The following is a 15,751-nucleotide window of genomic DNA, read 5'->3' on the forward strand; positions in this document are numbered from 1 at the left end:
GAGCCAGGATCAAACTCTCCATGATTATTCTAACAGTCCCGAGGGACTGAAGATTTCACCATAAATCTTTGCCTGACCTTATCATTTCATTTAAGTTTGAATTGATTAGGAACTCCAACAGGGGATCTCTCCCCGCTGGCTTGTTTTGTATGTATGCGTTAATGCCACACGATGAACCAGGCTTTGAAAGCCTGCTCCACGTTCTTGTCTTTTCTTTCCTTCACTGATATGCCGTTCAAAGAACTTTTTGTGCGCCGCTCGTTGTCGGCGACGAGAAAAGAATATATCACCATATCTTTTTTTTGTCAACAAAAAATTTTATTTTTTTCAAAAATTTTTCATTTTTTTTCGCGGGGCTAAAATCCAGCCCCGAAGGGCCCGATTTCTACTCCGTCTTAAAGCGGCCTACATCAGAGCCAAGCTGAGTTACATTCAAATCAAGTTCCTCAACACAGCCATCCAGCTTCATTCCGCTTTTAACAACACTCTGCGCATTCTCTGACATTGTAGCCATGCTTTCCTGAACAGCCTCAAGAGAGAATCTGAGCTTATCCATTTCTTCAAGAACATGAGAACTGCCGCCAGCCATTTTGCGGGAAGCATCCCGGACATTTTCCGCAGTCTTATCCATACCGGCGAGAGACTCAATTACGCTTCTTGATCCACGATTCTGATTTTCAAGAGCAGCCCTTACTGTCTGAACGAGAACGTCCGTCTCCTGGATTCGCGAAGAAACTCCTGAAAAAGCCGTACTTGATTCCTGAGAAGCTGCAACGATTTCCCCGATGCTGTCCTGAATATTTTTCAACTGGTCGCCGATTGTCTTTGACTGACCCGACGAAGTTTCTGAAAGCTTACGAATTTCATCTGCGACGACAGCAAAGCCTTTTCCCGCTTCACCGGCATGAGCCGCCTCGATTGCAGCATTCATTGCAAGAAGGTTTGTCTGTTCGGCGATTGAAGCGATAGCCATGTTCGCTTCCTGAAGCATCTGTGACTGCTCCTCAATCTGAGAAATCCGCTCGTTTACCTTCTGCTGTTTTGCCATTCCGCTCTGGGCTTCCCTGTCCAAAATATTGAATGAAGAAGCCATGCTTTCCATCGAGCCGCTGATTTCCTCAATGCTTTTTACAAGCTGACCGACAGAGGCCGAGGAATCACGAATGCTTTTTGTCTGAGAATCAATCATTTCGTTTACGGTCGAGATACTGGAAGCAACTTCCCGCACGACATCAGTAGCCTCATTAAATCCCTGTGACTGATTATGAATCTGCTCCTGAACGTTTCCAATACTCAGACGGATGCGGGTCATTGAGTCAGATACGGATGAAACGCTTTCCTTCATGTTTTTCGAAACCACATCAAGATTAGAGCTGGACGTTTTGATGGTTCCGATCATTTCCTGAAGTTTTCCCATGAAGGTATTAAAATGATTTATGATATTGTGAATTGATTTGAAAGGTGTATGAAGTTCCGTGTTCAGTCGTCGTGTAAGATCCGCTTCCCCGGAAACAATATTTTTGACGGTTGTATGAACTTCCGAAAGCGGCTTAAAAAGATTGTGCATTGAATAGGCTATCAAGATTATGACGGCAAGAATGATAAAAAAGGCGAAAGGAACAAGGGCATTTGCAAAGAAAGCTTTTACAGTAAAAGGAATGAATAAAACCAGCTGCCAGCGCAAAGATTCAATCGGTGAAATCATATAAACGCCATGCAAAGTTGAATGGAAGACATTGTGGTTGGAAAAAAGATTTTTCACTTCCTTAAGCTCAGGCATGGTCGTCGTTATCGGAATCTTTTTCTCAAGATCAGAAATGTCCGTAGAAGCAGAAATTTCAGCCTTGGAGTTGTACATGTACATCGTTATTCCTTTTTCAAGGGTCGCATACATTGACTGAACGAAATCCGTAAGCTCGACACCGGTGCCCGTAATACCAGTTACCCTTCTGCTTTCATTATAAACAAGAACATTTATCCACATGAAAGTCTTTTTAAGGCCAAGGTCATAATCAACATAGAATTGGAAGGGAAGATTTGCATCGATTGTCGCCTTATACCAGGCATTTGCGGGATCAGACTTATCAAGGTCGTAAATAAATTCCATATTCGAATAATATTTCAAATCGGAATCAGAAATCCAGAATGTGCGGTGGGAACTGAAAGAATCCTGGAAGGTTTTAAAATCCCTGAAGGCCAGCGCACGAACTTCTTCATCGGAAGGATTTGCCATGTAATCGACAACGGCCGGCGACTGGGCCAGCTGAACGGCAAGTTTCCGCTCCGGAAGAAGGCCCTTTTCCATTTCAAGAACCTTAGTGTACTTCATTTGTTCAAGATGCGTTCTGGCATTTTTTCTGAACAAAAGAACCGACCCAAAAGACACTGCAACCAAACCGACGGCGACAAAAAGCGCTGCGGCAAGGATAGACAGCTTGCTAGCAGATTTCATATTTTTCTCCTGACTTTTTTTATTAAACAAATAATATTTGAAATTTTTTAGTGTGAAAATAGATAATGCAAAAAAGTAAACAGAAAAAAGCGGCATTTCAGCCTATATAAACATGGTAAACAAATAAGAGCCACCGAAAAATACGATTGAACTTACAACGACACTGTAAAAAATAAGACCTTTCATTTTTTTCTCCATTTTAAGTACAAATTTGAGTTGAAATTCGAGAAGCTTCAAAAGTCATAAGAGATTTGAAATCCACTCATTAATTTATACGAAGGAGCTTTAAAAAGGGCTAAAATTTTTTGAAAAAAATTTGAACTTTTTTACCAGTTTTCCAGGAAGGATTTTACGGAATCAGCCTTTGACGCCTTTCCATCGGCATAATCAAAAGCATTTTCCGCAAAGGACTTGATTACGGTATTGTCGTCCATGACAGGAATCATGGCGTTTATTGAGCCCCGGTTGAAGCGGATTTTCATGAGGGCAAAATATTGAAGGGATTCCAGCTGATTATTTTCCATAAGGGCGGTAAGGCTTTTGTTGCTGACAGGAACGCCCTTGTCATTTTTCTGCAGGAGGGCAAAATCCTGATTATTAAGGAGATAATTCAAAAATTTTGCGGCTGCCTCTGGATTCTTGCAGTCCTTTTTTATCGCATACATGGACGCGGGCTTTAAATACCAGCCGGATTCACTGGCACCAGGAGTGGTGATGAAATTGCCAAGAGCCGCACTTCCGCCAAGAGACTCAACTTCCTTAACGAACAAAGAAATTTCATTGCACCACAAGAGGGCACCGACAATTTTGCCTTCCCTCAGCGCGCTGATTTTAAATCCCCTCGTCGGCGAATAAATCACATTTTCCTGCACAAGCCGCCTGACGAAATCAAAAATCTGCCCGACTTCTTCCTCGGAAATATTCAGCCCGCCGCTTTGATTAAAGACCCTTTTGGAGAAAGTCTGCTCAAACCATGCAATTGCCAGAAAAAGAAGGTGCCTGTTGCTCAGCGTGAAGACATACATGTCCTTTTGCTTTAAAATTTTTGCCAGAGCAAAAAGTTCGTCCCAGGTCGAAGGAATTTTCAGCGAATTCTTTTCAAAGAAAGTCTTATCAAAAACAGGAATTGCCGTATTGAATGCTATCGGAATCGCGTTCAGCTTGCCCTTGATTGTGCCATAATCCAAATCATTGAGAGTGTAATTGTAAAGGTCAACATACTCCGCAAGAGTATTGATGTCATAAAACCCTTTTCCATCAGGCGAATATTTATCGAGCCAGTCAAAATTTATCTGCATCACATCGGCAGACTGACCAGCCGCAACGTCTTCTTCAAAAGTTTTTTCGTAACGGCTCCAGGTATCATATTCCGCCTCGATTTTGACAGAAGGATTTTCCGCCTCAAAGGCTTCGATTCCCTTAAGCGTGTAGTCGGCACGGGATTCACTTCCCCACCAGGAAAACTTAATTGTACGAAGCTGATTTTCTTCGGCCTTCTTCCCGCAGCCGGAAAGAAGCAAAGAGAGAAAAATCAATATAATAGAAAGAAATGACTTATCGTTCCGCATAGATTTCATCCTTCAGCTCCATAAACAATTCCACGACTTCCGGGTCAAAATGCTCGCCCGACTCCCGCTCAATCAAAGCAAAGGCATCCTCGTAGCTCATAGGCTTTTTATAGCAGCGTTCCGCAATCAGGGCGTCAAAAACATCAGCTACAGCCATGATTCTCGCACAAAGAGGAATTTCCTGACCGGCTTTTCCGTTCGGATAGCCCTTGCCGTTCCATTTTTCGTGGTGATAGCTCGCAATATCCGAAGCAATGTCCACATATTTTTTATCAGCAACGCCACCGATGATGTCATAGACAATCTTTCCACCGGCGCTTGCATGGGTCTTCATTATTTCAAATTCTTCAGGCGTGAATTTTCCAGGCTTATTCAAAATCGCATCAGGAATAACGATTTTTCCCAAATCATGCATCGGGGCAGCCCTGGTCACATAATCAATGTATTCATCAGTAAGGATTTCGCTCCACTTACCCTTCTTTCTGGCCTGCAGCAAAATCATATTTACAAGATGACTGGTCCTCTTTACATGAAGGCCTGTCTCGCCGCTACGGCTCTCAACAAGGTCGGCGATTCCCATAATCGTCTTATTCTGAATTTCAAGAATCCGCATTTCGTTGGCTTCGGACTTGGACTGGAAGAATTTGTTCTTTTCCTCGAGTTCCTTTAAAACCCTGTGAGTGTAAATCGTGCTGATTACCAGTGAAAAAATAAGCACGACGAAGCCGATGATTGAAAAATACTTGGTGGAATCAAGATGACGGTCCATTTCGGCCTTTGACTGCTCGATATAGACCTTGGACATTTCAGAAAGCCTGCTTATGCTGGAATTTACCCGCACCACGAGTGGAAAAACGAAGCTTTTCATAAACTGGGAAATTGACTCCGTGCTTTCAACGGACTTCATCGAAAGAAGAACGACATTGTAATTCAGGTAATTGAGGACATCGTCGTTTACGCTTCTGAAAAGCCGCTCCTTTTCGGAATTGAGCTCCATTCTTTTCATTATCTGGGCATGTTTTATCAGCTGATTGCGGATTTCGAGTTCTGTTTTGGCGAGTTCTTCGTTTTCCCCTGCCTGGTTCGATTCAGAGGAAATCATAATCAAAGCCACGTTGTACTCATATTTATACAAGAGGCTCCGGATTTCTTCGACATCACGCTCTTCCTCAAAAATCTGGTTGGCCATGGAATTGTACAAAGACGCCTGTACGTCCATACAATATTTGAGATAAACAATTCCCAAGATACCGACAAGCTGAGCAACAAAAATGACAACTAATGCACTTATAGAAAGACTCTTCTTCACGGAATGAATTTTACCTCCCTTTTTTAGTCCTCGCCCACGCCAAGCAGTTTTTTCTTTAAGGTTGGAACTATGAGCGAAATCGGCCGCTTGGAATCCGTGGTGACTTTTGCCGAGCAGATGTAGCCCGAACCGATTTTTTGCGCTGGCCCCTTTGATGAAGACCACTTGTAGCCGGAATAAGTCGTTGGATCCGGGATAATGCTCACTTTCACTTCAATTGGGTTCTGGATCTGATGGAAAGTATTGGCAAGACTTATATTCTGCAGGCTGGAAATAAGATAGTTGTCGCTTACCGGGAATTCAGAAACGTCGGTAATCAAGCCCTGAATGAAGCCGTACTCTTCCTGCTTGACGGTAGTCGGAGCAAGCCCGATTTTCATGCCAGGACGGATTTTTTTGCCTTCAACCGCCGGAAAATAAACCAGGGCACCGATTGTAGCATCACCAGCACCGGACTCAATAACCGCAATCGTGCTGCCCGGCTGGACATAATCGCCGCGCCGCACAGGAATTTCCATTACACGGCCGCTTGCCGTAGCCACAACCTGAGTTGCCGTCTGATACTTATCATTTAAAAGAAGAATCTGCTGCTTTAGCTCCGTAACCTGCTGGTCGAGGTTCATTTCAGTCTGGCGGGAATTGAAATATTCCTGCTCGGTGATAAGTCCCTGCTCAAAAAGACTTTTCATCATCCACTGATTTTCACTTCCGCCCCTGCGTGTAGAGCGGACCATTTCCTGCATTTTGAGATAGCCTTCAAGCTTCTTTTCCTGCACTTTGATTTGGTCTAGAATGTCCTGACGCTCGATTCGCGCAATAATCTGACCGTTGTGGACTGTGTCTCCGTGATTAACAAAAATATTTTTGACCGCACCCTGATTCGCATATTTTACGCTGGTGATGTGGTCGCTGTTTACAAGAACGCCGGTTCCGTTCACTGTGTCAGGAACCGTACCAAAAATGCCCCACATAAGGGCAACAACGATGATAATCGTAACTGAAATCAAAGCAAGAAGGCTTGACGGCTTTACGACGGTCATAGTCTGATCAAGCTGATCAAGAGAAGCGATTCTATCCAAGGCAGATTTTCTGAAAATTGCACGTTTCATTACTTTTACTCCCTGCTCCAAAGTACGCAATAGGCCTGAGTTCGGGCCGCAAAGCGGGCCACCTTTAAGAGTGCGCGGATTTCAGCCTTTGTGTACCAGTAGGCTTCGATTTCTTCCATTTCTGAATCACTTGGTTTGATTTCGCCGGCCGCTTTTCCTTCAATCACGATATTCTTTTCGTTGGAAAAACCGACTGCAGAATAGCTTTCAAACCAGATTTCATCGATGCGGGTGAGCTTGAGGCCAGTTTCCTCACGGAGCTCACGTTCTGCCGCCGAAGCCGCATCCTCTCCGCTGTCGATAAGGCCTGCTGGAAAATTGTAAACCCACTCGCCTGTCGCCATGCGGAATTCGCGCGAAAGAAGAATCTGCTCATTGCTCTCATCGTGCAGAATCATAACGACGGCATCAACCCGCCCGCCACGCAATTCATCATAATTCGTGATGTTGGGGTTGCGGCTGATCATTTCGTAGGTCTTGCCCCTGCCGCTCACGGTCTCATATTCTATATTGTATCGGGAAATAAATTTTCCCTGATGAACTTTCTCTATTGATTTGTATTTCATAGACTACACACCACTGATTGTCTCGTAATAAATGCACTTATGGCTGCACTGACCTTTAAAGGCTCCGTTACAAATCGGCATTTTACAAAGCCTCTGGGCTTCGTCATCGGTGCGGCTGATTCTCTTTCGAACATAGCCGATATTCTCAAAATTCTGTTCCTTGCCCTTTTCGAGAGCCGCGCATGTGTTGATCCAGACGACATTGCAGTCATCGTGGGCGCACAAATCAGAAGACTGGCGAAAATCATATGAACCTGTTGAGAAGGAAGGAACAATAATCAGCGTGAGCTTAAAGCAGCGCATGAGCTGTTCCATGTATTTTGTAGTGAGGAAGTCCTTGCAGATAAGGATGGCAATCCGGCCAATTCCTTCATAATGGAAGATATTGACCACAAGACTTGAAAGAATTCCCTCAAGGTAACCGGTTCCGTTCAAGTCAGCACGGAAAGGATTCTGCTTGCTCTGACGGCAGATGATGTCACCGAATTTATCAAGAATCGTGACCGTGTTGCCCTTCTTTTCCCAGAATGAGGGCAAAATTATGAGGGATGGAATGTTTTCCCGCTCTTCGTCTGAAAGGGCCTTGAGCTTTTGAGTGATAAAATCCGTCATCTCAGGATTTCCCAGCATTTCCGGGAAGACGACGATGTCGCTTTCCTGCTCTGAGGCCGCCAAAATCTTTTCCCAGACAAGCTTGTTTTCGCTTTCGTGGTCGGATTCGTCATAAGCAATCTTGAAAAACTGAACCTTATCTTCTGAATAAGGAACGACTTCAAAACGCCTTTCAAGCCGGAGAGGCGTGGCGGCAATTTTTAAGGCCCGCTTTTCTCCGAATTTTGGGAACAAGTCTTTTTTGAGGAAGAAATGCTTGTCAATAAGCTCTCCAAGAATCGTATTTTCCATTAAAAGCATATTGAACAAGAAATTATCCATGCGGTTGTAACTGTGGCTCAGCCTGTGCTTTCGTTCCCATACGCAGGAAGTACGAGGCAGAAGGCCGATTCCCGTCGTCTCGCGGTTAGTGTTTAAGACGACAGAAAAATCATCCGCCTGGAATTCGGCAATCTTCTTCTTTAACAAGGTTTCAAGCGCCTCATCAAGAATCTGAATTAAGCCCACAATCGCAAAATAGTATTTGTTCTTGTAGAATCTTTGCGAAAGCTCATTGATGTTCTCAAAAAGCTCTTCGGTCAAATCTTCTTCTGAAAGCTGGTGGACTTCAAAAATCCTGAGCCTTTCAGTTTCTGTCTCAAAAAGAAGCGGGACTTTTTCCAGAACCAGCTCGTTTATCCGGAATTTTTCGGCATTTGAGATACAACTGTAATGCACGAAAAATTCTTCCGTACATGAATTGATTATCAGAGAACAAAGATCAGCGACTGTGTTGTAAATATTCATAAATTAAAAGGCTTTCTTTACGATGATCTCGACTTTTTTGCCCTGAATTCCGACAAGAACCTCATCGGCAATGTTGGCAATTATTGAACGCTCAAGCTCATCCCATTTTTCGTTTTTTTCTTTTTGGGCATTCTGTCGGTAAATTTCAAGGGACCAGGCGTGACCCGAAAAAGATGGAGCAGGAACGATTCCTTCACTATAGAAACAATAATCAGCAGGAAGCTCTGCAACATTTCTTTCGTAATCAATCAGCATGAATTCAACGGCCAGCTTGATTTTTGCCATAATTCCGACAGCAGATACATTTTTTCCGGAAGTTGAAACAGCAAGAAGTTTTGACCGCCTTTCCTCAGTCATTGATTCATCAGGAGACAAGGCTGTGTGAAGCTCGAAACTTTTGCCTTCGCTCTCAACCCAGAATTCTCCGTCAGAAAATTCAAGAAGCTCAGGCAGCATTCCGACCAGTTCCTCGGCAAGAAGACGAAGGCGGCCAGTCTCTTTTTTATCAAGATTTGAATATGACGCAGCCTTTTCCGTCTCATCAAGCAAAGCGGAAAGGGAATCCTTGTCGTGAGAAAACTTACAAATATCAGATTTCATTTAATTCTCCTGATTTTACTGAATGTCAAGAATATCCTTGAAACCTGTAACATCAAAAATATCCAGAACAGTTTCGTTTACATTCTTTACGATCATGCCGCCTTTTTTTGCAAAAGCTTTATGAGCCGAAAGAAGAACCCTCAAACCTGCTGATGAAATGTATTCAAGTTTTGCGCAGTCAATTACGAGGGAAGCCGCCTCTGTAATCGAAGCAATTTCTTTTTCAAGGTCTGGTGCCGTAAGAGTATCAAGGCGACCTCCGATTTTGATAGATGCCTCTGTTCCGTTCAAAGTTTTACTAATATCCATATTTCCTCCATAAAGTATTTATATTATATCACATCTTAATATTTTTTACAGAAAAAATTAAGATATTTTTTGCAAATTTTTATGGTAACAAATTTTCAACGCAGGATTTGGCAGGAGTTTTTTCAGAATTCGTCTACAAATTCATACAGTTTAGTAACAAAAAATCAACGGAAAGGCAAAATAACACTCGTTAGTCAGTGACAGGGAAAAGTTTCGAATTTAGCCCCTTTCATTCTTCTATTTCATTAAATTACAAAAATTTAAGTGAGTAACAAATTTTCAACGCAGACCAAGAATCAGGGAATTTACCGAACGGTAGTAACAGACTTTCAACGATTCAAGGGGATTTGGTAACAATTTTTCAACGGATTTTGGATAAAATGGACTTAAATGAGGTCTCAGGCTGGCAAGTAACAAATTCTCAACGGTTTTCCAAGTTTTTTACAATTAAAAAATTCTTCGGACAGAAACAAAATCCAGAAATCAGTAACAAATGAACAACGAAAATCAACATTTATATAGAAGAAAGCGGCCAAAAGTAACGCTATCTCAACGCTTATAAACAAAATACTGTGGAAAAGCCTCAGAAAAGTCACATTTTTTCAACGAAAAAAGGAGTTCAATAAATCCTTATTTTACAAAGACTTATCAAAACTCCTCAAATTTCGCGGTCACACTTTCTCAACGACATCGTCACAAATTCACAACTTCTTCTATATAAACAAATAGAATTCAAATAGATTTTTAAATATAAACAAATAGTAAAATCTGTTTATATGTTTATTAACGTTGTGTTTTTGTGACTACAAGTTTGCCGTGACAAGAACATAGTGCTTATCATTTGGCAAAATTACAGGCTTACTTTTTGAAAGAGTTATGCCTGAATTATCATTTGCAATCGATACATTGAGGTCGGGATAATACTTCTTTTTGATAAGGTTTATCTGTTCCTTCAATGTGTTCCAGTTTACCCTTTCCTCGGATTCGTAGCTTTTTTCCTTGATTGGCAAAAATTGATTTATAAGAGATTCGCGTGAAATGAAAATCGGCTCAGTGATGCTGTTGTTCCTGTAAACGAACCATGCATACAGATCCTTGCCGACAACGCTGGAAATTTCCTTGTAAACGCCGTAGTCAATCGGGACTGAATGTTCTTTGGAAAGCTTGGTGAATTTGTCCGAGAGAACGATTGTAAGGCCGATGCTCTTTTTTTCCTTGCCGTTCTCGTCGATGTCAACATAGCTCATTGACTCAAAGAATGGAACTACGCCGCTTGAATGCCATGTAGCCGTGACTTCGCCGTCAAGCTTTTCGTCCTCGCTGAAAAATTCTTTGAAAAGGTATTTCTGTGTTTTCTGAACCTTTTTCTCGCGGAATACGAATGATGCGCCGGAAAAACACTCAAGCTGTTCCTTGACTTCCTTGCCCCGCTGCTTTGGAAGCTGAAGCTCGTCCAGAAGCTGCTGCAATGACGAATACTGAAGGATTACCGGCTTGTCAGGGCTGGCCTCTTTGTCAAGGACTGCGTGAGTGGTCATAATCGTGAGAAGGAGACGTCCGTTCTTTCCGTAAGGAACCTTGATGTCGCTGGTGAGCTTGAAGTTGATGTTGTTGTACTTTCGCTCGAATACGTTCTTTTTTACGTCTTTGAGGGGCAATGCCGCCGCGATGAAAGGACTTGCGATATAACTCCGGTACTTTTTGATGATTTCAGTTGTTGAAGCCTCAATCGGAAAAAGTTCCTGCAGGTATTTGTTTTCTTCTTCCGACATTTTAGCCTTCCTTTCTTTTGTAAGAGTGTGAGCTGATTGAAACTTTACCGTTTTCCAGGTCTTCCTTGAAGTAGTCCATAGCGCACATTACGAAGTGGTTCATTGAGACGCCTTTGAGGGCGCAGAATGACTTGAAGATGCTCCTCTCCCCTTTTGACATTGATACGAGGAATTTTTCCTTTACTTCGCGTCGTGTCGGAGTTTTTGGCTCAGCTTCTGGAATTGCCTGTGCTACAACTGCCCGGACCGGCTCTGCGTTGACTGTTTGTGACCCAACATTGCCTGTAATGGAAGAATTCTGCTCTGCTTGAGAACTATGACTTGTAACAGCCTTTTCGCCTGCCAAAATCGATTCTCGTGCGTCTGGAAGGGTATTTTTTGCCGTCTGCTGGTTTGTGAAATTGCTGTTTATCGCTTCTTCAAGAAGATTTGCTTTTTTTGTTGCGCCTGCGTTGTAATTCTGTGGAACTTTCATTATTTGGTCATCTCCCTGATGATTGAGTCGATTGCGTCTGTGGTTTCCTTTCGGGCAGTGATTGATTTGTCCTGAATGGAATTTTTGAGGATCTGTGCCTTTACGAAAGATGTGTCAGTCGGAATCGTGAGGAACTGGGTGTCGTCGAAATTCTTCATGAAATTTTCTGCGAAGAGGGACTGGAACTTCATTCGCTTGTCCTGCTGGTTTAGGATTACGAATGAGATTTTTTCAAGAAGATCCTTGCAGCGTATTTCCTTTGTCGTGGTGATGAGGTTTTCAATCAGTGTCTGGAATCCGTCGGCTGAGAACTGGTCCAGCTTGAGGACAGGAACGATTACATCGGCGCAGTTTGCGATTCCCTTTTCGAAGTCGCCGAAAGCCGGTGAGGTGTCAAAAATGAGGTAGTCGAAATCCTTGAGGGATGGGAAAACTGCGTCCTCAAAAACGTAGTAATTTCGTGTGCTTGAGGCAAAGCTCTGAAGGCCGCCGTTGATTGCGAACGTCGGCAGGAGGAAAAGATTTTCGAAGTGGGTCTGAACCAGGCACTCCCCTACTTTGATTTTTCCGTTGAGGACGTCAGAAAGCTCGTACTGAAAATTTTTTGACAGCCATGATGATGAATTGCCCTGAGGGTCACAGTCTACCAGCACTGTCTTGAAGCCGCGGCGGGCAAGTTCGATTGCACATGTAACGGAAATACTGGTTTTACCAGTGCCGCCCTTTCGATTTAAAAAAACAAATGATTTCATAAAATATTCCCACCTTTTTGAATTTAGTAAAAATCAGCAATTTTATATATTTATAGTTATATAGTATTTTTTATATAAAATCAACTATGAAAATATAAAATAAAATAGTAAAAAAGATAGTATAAATACTATGATAAAAGATATAGATATATGTAAAAGTATATATTTATATAAATATAGCACAAAAATTGAATTTAACGAATTCAAAGAATTTAATCCATGTACTTTCATCACCGAAGGAGAAAGCCTCGTTTTTAGTATAAAAAGCTTTTGCGCTGGATTGGAGTGGCGGCGCAGCCGTTGCGAAGCAATGGAGTGTGGAAACACGGAACCACGCAAAGCCTGGAGGAAGGGGATTCGCCCCTAATTAAAGATTTTATAAGGAATTACCGATAATGAATTACTATGGAAAACAAGACAGAAAGGACACTTTACAAAATTCGTTATATCGGTGACGCTTGTGACTATTTCGAGCGCGATAAAATCTATCTTTGTGTGGGTGAAATTATTGACGGCCCGCAGAAAGGCTCAATTTTTGTAATCAACGAATACGGTGTGGACCACCTTTACGCTTCCAAAGATTTCGAGCGCGTATAAATTTTTCTTTCTAAAATTTAAATTTAGTTTTATAATAGAAGAATGAGTGAATTCTTTGATCTGATTCTTTCTCATCTTCCTTGGTTCTGGGTGGGGATAATGGTCGTCTGCCTTATTTTTGAGGCCGTCACTTTTACGCTCTCTACAGTCTGGGCGGCAGTTTCTGCGCTGCTCATGATTTTCCTCTCACGCACTGCTTTGCCACTCCGCTGGCAGTTTTTGATTTTCTTCCTCATCACAATTATTCTCATGATTTTCACCAGGCCTTTTGCGGTTAAAAAACTTCGTCTTGGCCGGGTGACAACCAACGTCAATTCGCTTGACGGTCAGGAAGTTCTGGTCGTCAAGAAAATCTCAAAGTTCGAGAAGGGCGAGGTCAAGGCTGCAAACGGCGTTGTATGGACGGCGATAGGGGAGGGAAGCGAAGAAATTCCCAAAGGCAAGGTCTGTGTGGTCTCTCGTGTTGAGGGCAATACTCTTGTCGTAAATGAAAAATAAATGGAGTAAAAAAAAATGATGATTCCAATTTTAGCTGTGATTTTGTTTGTCGTCCTTGTGATGATTGTTGCTAACGTCAGGATTGTGCCTCAGTCCAGGGCCTGCGTTATTGAAAGGCTTGGCGCTTATTGTACAACGTGGCAGGTCGGTTTTCATGTTAAGCTGCCTTTTGTCGACCGCATTGCGAACACCATGTCCCTCAAGGAAAAGGTTATGGACTTTCCTCCGCAGCCTGTGATTACAAAGGACAATGTTACCATGCAGATTGATACTGTGGTTTACTGTCAGGTCACGGATCCAAAATTATACACTTACGGCGTTGAAAGCCCGAATTTCGCCCTGGAGAACCTCACCTCAACAACTTTGCGAAACATCATCGGTGAGCTGGAGCTTGACGAAACTTTGACCAGCCGGGACGTAATCAACACAAAGATGCGCAGCATTCTTGATGAGGCGACTGACCCATGGGGAATCAAAGTTACCCGAGTTGAAGTAAAGAACATCGATCCGCCAAAGGCAATTCAGGAAGCGATGGAAAAGCAGATGCGGGCCGAACGGGAACGCCGCGAGCAGATTCTTATTGCGGAAGGCCACAAGCAGAGTGCAATCCTTGAGGCAGAAGGCAAAAAGCAGGCCTTGATTCTTGAAGCCGAAGCCCAGAAGGAAGCAGCCGTTCAGAAGGCAAAAGGTGAGGCAGAGGCCATTCTTGAAGTTCAGAAGGCTACGGCTCAGGGAATCCAGATGATTCGTGAAGCCGGTGCAGATGACGCCGTAATCAAATTGAAGAGCCTGGAGACTTTTGCGGAAGTTTCAAAGGGCGAATCTACAAAAATCATCATTCCGTCAGACATTCAGAATATGGCGGGATTCTTGTCTAGCGCAAAGGAATTGCTCAAATAGGAAGTTTATATGAAAAAATTATTGGCAAGTGTTGGATTTTTGTTACTTTCTTTTTCTCTTTTCGCTGTCGACGTCAATAAAGGTGAACTGGAATCTGCCCAGACTGACTCCATTATGTTCGAAAATTACGGCGGTCCTCATGCCGTGATTGAGACTGCTGACGCAATCATGGGAATCGGAAGTAATCTTGGCCGTCAGGTTGCCGCAGACGTGGAAAATCCTCTTTCTGTCGAACCGTATTCAAAATATTCTTTATATCATGTTGTCGGTGGGGAAGGGGAGAAGGGCCTTGATGCTGACATCCTCTTTTTGAATCAGACTGCCGGCGTTGACCACATCAACAACCTGCGCCGAATTGTAACAGGCTTCCTCATGGCGGCTTACGGCTATTCGCGCGAGGACTCAGAGACTCTTGCTGTTTTCATCACGGTTTATAATGCAGTTTACCGGGGTCAGCTTTCAGCCTTCTCTTCAAAATACAAGGCTGCTGTCCTCACTTACCTTACGGAAGATTCTGTCGGTTTGAGCACGAACTGGGAAGAGTGGGCTGGAAAGACTCAGATTGTAATTCCTCTTGGTGCTCTGGCTGAGGGAACTGCTTCTGTCGAGACTTCTGAAATCAGTGACGACAAGGTAATCGAGGCTTTGCGTTCTGAAGAAGATAAAAATGTCGAAGTCCGCGAGAAAATGGCTGACATAAAAGAAAAGGAAGCCGGTGATGCCAGCGAAAAGGCAAAGACGGCTCAAAAAGAAGCTGCCCAGGAAAAGAAAGAGGGCAAAAAGGCCGAGGCGGCTGAGTCTGCAAAAGAGTCAGAAAAGCAGCAGAAAATTGCTGACAGAAAGAACGACGAGGTAAAGAGCGAGCGGGAGCAGATTGAAAAGGACAAGGCCGAAGTCAAAAAGGAAAAGGCTGGTGAAAGTCAGAAATACCTCACAAGCCTCTTTATTGTAGATGAAAAGCACAAGCTTTATTCTTTGATGACCGTAAATCCTCAGACCGGCGAGATTGTCAAAAAATCTTCAATCAAGCAGATCCGTGAAAAGACAATTTACCCTGTTGCCGAAGGATTTGTGGCTGTGTGCGGAGTTGATGACGGTCATTCTGCGGTAAAGCTTTGTCTGGTTGATTCAGAAACACTTGAAATCAAAAAGCAGAGTGATGAAACTTTATCAGATGATTCTTCGCTTTTGCAGGCCGGGGATGCTTATTATGTAATTATCGTCGAAAACGGAAAGAATTATCTTGCCGCCTTTGACAAGAATCTGACCCTCAAAAAGAAGAGTGACGTTGCGATTAACGGTGCAAGCCCACTCAATTTTTACAGCGAGGGAATTCTTGTTACCGATGAAAAGGGAAAGCCGGTGCTTCTGGCCCTTCCGAATTTAAATTCAGTCTGGCAATAATTGATTTGAGACGAAAAAAGGCTGCCCTTTGTGAAGTGTACT

The 15,751-nt window shown here is 43.1% G+C and carries 16 protein-coding genes; 4 read left to right on the top strand and 12 right to left on the bottom strand.

The annotated features are described in order from the left end of the window. Positions 1-158 precede the first annotated feature (158 nt). The 12 genes from HNP76_RS14400 to HNP76_RS12240 form a co-directional block, all read right to left on the bottom strand. On the bottom strand, positions 159-293 hold the full coding sequence (locus HNP76_RS14400; RefSeq protein WP_260309234.1) for a hypothetical protein: 135 nt from the start codon (positions 291-293) through the stop codon (positions 159-161). A 92-nt stretch (positions 294-385) separates the two neighbouring features. Further along, positions 386-2,452: a methyl-accepting chemotaxis protein gene (locus tag HNP76_RS12190; RefSeq protein WP_184660929.1), complete on the bottom strand. Its 2,067-nt coding sequence runs from the start codon at positions 2,450-2,452 to the stop codon at positions 386-388. Between the two features lie 326 nt (positions 2,453-2,778). Then, entirely contained in the window at positions 2,779-4,020 is a 1,242-nt protein-coding gene (locus HNP76_RS12195) for an ABC transporter substrate-binding protein (RefSeq protein WP_184660931.1), read from the bottom strand. Further along, on the bottom strand, positions 4,007-5,329 hold the full coding sequence (locus HNP76_RS12200) for an HD domain-containing phosphohydrolase (protein ID WP_184660933.1): 1,323 nt from the start codon (positions 5,327-5,329) through the stop codon (positions 4,007-4,009). Before HNP76_RS12200 ends, HNP76_RS12195 begins: the two co-directional genes overlap by 14 nt. 23 nt (positions 5,330-5,352) lie before the next feature. Continuing rightward, a complete protein-coding gene (locus HNP76_RS12205; protein WP_184660934.1) occupies positions 5,353-6,438 on the bottom strand; it encodes an NHLP bacteriocin system secretion protein in 1,086 nt (361 codons plus the stop codon). A gap of 5 nt (positions 6,439-6,443) precedes the next feature. Beyond that, positions 6,444-7,004 (bottom strand): NUDIX hydrolase, encoded by a 561-nt coding sequence (locus tag HNP76_RS12210; protein ID WP_184660936.1) that lies wholly within the window; start codon positions 7,002-7,004, stop codon positions 6,444-6,446. Positions 7,005-7,007: 3 nt separating this feature from the next. Beyond that, positions 7,008-8,402 (bottom strand): carbon-nitrogen hydrolase family protein, encoded by a 1,395-nt coding sequence (locus tag HNP76_RS12215; protein ID WP_184660938.1) that lies wholly within the window; start codon positions 8,400-8,402, stop codon positions 7,008-7,010. 3 nt (positions 8,403-8,405) lie between these two features. Further along, positions 8,406-9,002: a hypothetical protein gene (locus tag HNP76_RS12220; protein WP_184660940.1), complete on the bottom strand. Its 597-nt coding sequence runs from the start codon at positions 9,000-9,002 to the stop codon at positions 8,406-8,408. A gap of 15 nt (positions 9,003-9,017) precedes the next feature. Beyond that, on the bottom strand, positions 9,018-9,311 hold the full coding sequence (locus HNP76_RS12225; RefSeq protein WP_184660942.1) for an STAS domain-containing protein: 294 nt from the start codon (positions 9,309-9,311) through the stop codon (positions 9,018-9,020). Positions 9,312-10,114: 803 nt separating this feature from the next. Next, positions 10,115-11,083: a plasmid encoded RepA protein gene (locus HNP76_RS12230; RefSeq protein ID WP_184660944.1), complete on the bottom strand. Its 969-nt coding sequence runs from the start codon at positions 11,081-11,083 to the stop codon at positions 10,115-10,117. A gap of 1 nt (position 11,084) precedes the next feature. Beyond that, the gene (locus HNP76_RS12235; RefSeq protein ID WP_184660946.1) at positions 11,085-11,558 is read right to left on the bottom strand and encodes a hypothetical protein; all 474 of its coding nucleotides are present in this window, start codon (positions 11,556-11,558) and stop codon (positions 11,085-11,087) included. Beyond that, a complete protein-coding gene (locus HNP76_RS12240; protein ID WP_184660948.1) occupies positions 11,558-12,310 on the bottom strand; it encodes a ParA family protein in 753 nt (250 codons plus the stop codon). Before HNP76_RS12240 ends, HNP76_RS12235 begins: the two co-directional genes overlap by 1 nt. Before the next feature lie 405 nt (positions 12,311-12,715). Here HNP76_RS12240 and HNP76_RS12245 point away from each other — a divergent pair, with 405 nt between their 5' ends. The 4 genes from HNP76_RS12245 to HNP76_RS12260 are packed head-to-tail and all read left to right on the top strand — an operon-like array spanning position 12,716 to position 15,709. Further along, on the top strand, positions 12,716-12,907 hold the full coding sequence (locus tag HNP76_RS12245) for a hypothetical protein (RefSeq protein ID WP_184660950.1): 192 nt from the start codon (positions 12,716-12,718) through the stop codon (positions 12,905-12,907). Positions 12,908-12,949: 42 nt separating this feature from the next. Beyond that, entirely contained in the window at positions 12,950-13,405 is a 456-nt protein-coding gene (locus HNP76_RS12250) for an NfeD family protein (RefSeq protein WP_184660952.1), read from the top strand. A 15-nt stretch (positions 13,406-13,420) separates the two neighbouring features. Then, on the top strand, positions 13,421-14,305 hold the full coding sequence (locus HNP76_RS12255) for an SPFH domain-containing protein (RefSeq protein ID WP_375781887.1): 885 nt from the start codon (positions 13,421-13,423) through the stop codon (positions 14,303-14,305). Positions 14,306-14,314: 9 nt separating this feature from the next. Next, entirely contained in the window at positions 14,315-15,709 is a 1,395-nt protein-coding gene (locus tag HNP76_RS12260) for a P83/100 family protein (RefSeq protein WP_184660954.1), read from the top strand. The last annotated feature ends 42 nt before the right edge of the window (positions 15,710-15,751 follow it).

This window comes from Treponema ruminis, from assembly GCF_014201975.1.
Classification (GTDB): domain Bacteria; phylum Spirochaetota; class Spirochaetia; order Treponematales; family Treponemataceae; genus Treponema_D; species Treponema_D ruminis.

What these genes read in the sequence shown, in the direction of transcription:
- HNP76_RS12235 (WP_184660946.1), bottom strand. Translation starts at nt 11,558, where the DNA reads ATGAAAGTTCCACAGAATTACAACGCAGGCGCAACAAAAAAAGCAAAT.
- HNP76_RS12260 (WP_184660954.1), top strand. Translation starts at nt 14,315, where the DNA reads ATGAAAAAATTATTGGCAAGTGTTGGATTTTTGTTACTTTCTTTTTCT.
- HNP76_RS12215 (WP_184660938.1), bottom strand. Translation starts at nt 8,402, where the DNA reads ATGAATATTTACAACACAGTCGCTGATCTTTGTTCTCTGATAATCAAT.
- HNP76_RS12205 (WP_184660934.1), bottom strand. Translation starts at nt 6,438, where the DNA reads ATGAAACGTGCAATTTTCAGAAAATCTGCCTTGGATAGAATCGCTTCT.
- HNP76_RS14400 (WP_260309234.1), bottom strand. Translation starts at nt 293, where the DNA reads ATGGTGATATATTCTTTTCTCGTCGCCGACAACGAGCGGCGCACAAAA.
- HNP76_RS12195 (WP_184660931.1), bottom strand. Translation starts at nt 4,020, where the DNA reads ATGCGGAACGATAAGTCATTTCTTTCTATTATATTGATTTTTCTCTCT.
- HNP76_RS12220 (WP_184660940.1), bottom strand. Translation starts at nt 9,002, where the DNA reads ATGAAATCTGATATTTGTAAGTTTTCTCACGACAAGGATTCCCTTTCC.
- HNP76_RS12210 (WP_184660936.1), bottom strand. Translation starts at nt 7,004, where the DNA reads ATGAAATACAAATCAATAGAGAAAGTTCATCAGGGAAAATTTATTTCC.
- HNP76_RS12255 (WP_375781887.1), top strand. Translation starts at nt 13,421, where the DNA reads ATGATGATTCCAATTTTAGCTGTGATTTTGTTTGTCGTCCTTGTGATG.
- HNP76_RS12250 (WP_184660952.1), top strand. Translation starts at nt 12,950, where the DNA reads ATGAGTGAATTCTTTGATCTGATTCTTTCTCATCTTCCTTGGTTCTGG.
- HNP76_RS12240 (WP_184660948.1), bottom strand. Translation starts at nt 12,310, where the DNA reads ATGAAATCATTTGTTTTTTTAAATCGAAAGGGCGGCACTGGTAAAACC.
- HNP76_RS12245 (WP_184660950.1), top strand. Translation starts at nt 12,716, where the DNA reads ATGGAAAACAAGACAGAAAGGACACTTTACAAAATTCGTTATATCGGT.
- HNP76_RS12230 (WP_184660944.1), bottom strand. Translation starts at nt 11,083, where the DNA reads ATGTCGGAAGAAGAAAACAAATACCTGCAGGAACTTTTTCCGATTGAG.
- HNP76_RS12225 (WP_184660942.1), bottom strand. Translation starts at nt 9,311, where the DNA reads ATGGATATTAGTAAAACTTTGAACGGAACAGAGGCATCTATCAAAATC.
- HNP76_RS12190 (WP_184660929.1), bottom strand. Translation starts at nt 2,452, where the DNA reads ATGAAATCTGCTAGCAAGCTGTCTATCCTTGCCGCAGCGCTTTTTGTC.